This window comes from Vibrio sp. 704, assembly GCF_033339295.1.
Window position 1 is genome coordinate 1 of sequence record NZ_JAWOUH010001017.1, and the last position, 519, is coordinate 519.

Sequence of the window (519 nt, forward strand, 5' to 3'; positions counted from 1 at the left end):
TGGATATGCCAATTCTTCTGCTTATGTTAGCGGGTTTAGTGAACAGCATTATCCTTCCTATCGTTTTGGGTACCGTCTTGGTTGCGACAAAGCGCAAAGATATCGTCGGTGATTACCAACACCCAATGTACTTAACGCTAACTGGAGCAGCGATTGTTATCGTGATGGCTGCATCGAGTTTGACTAACGTCGGTAACTTCATGGCGAAGTTTACGGGTTAATACTTTGTTGATAGTGATAAAAAACGGCCTCTTAATGAGGCCTTTTTTATGCTTGTTTGGTCGGGGTTCTTACAATTTCTGGCCAGTACATTTTCACATAACCTGCCGATACCCAAACGACCAATACAGTCGCGATACTGAGTTCTAAAAAACCGAAATCGTGTAACCAATGCCATTGAGGATGAGATTGTGCGAAAAAAGAGGTTAATCGGTGCATCGCAATGGCGCTGATGACTGAAGGAAAAGTCACCGCTGCAATCGAGGGTTGGAACTTCAATCGAAGTAAGCGGAAATAACA

2 pseudogenes are annotated in these 519 nt (G+C 43.5%); one reads left to right on the top strand and one right to left on the bottom strand.

Annotated elements, in window-relative coordinates:
- Positions 1–221: pseudogene (locus R7R24_RS30415) on the top strand (hypothetical protein); the annotation flags it as partial.
- A 46-nt stretch (positions 222–267) separates the two neighbouring features.
- Here the strand turns inward: R7R24_RS30415 and R7R24_RS30420 are convergent.
- Positions 268–519 (bottom strand): annotated as a pseudogene (locus tag R7R24_RS30420) (tellurium resistance protein); the annotation flags it as partial.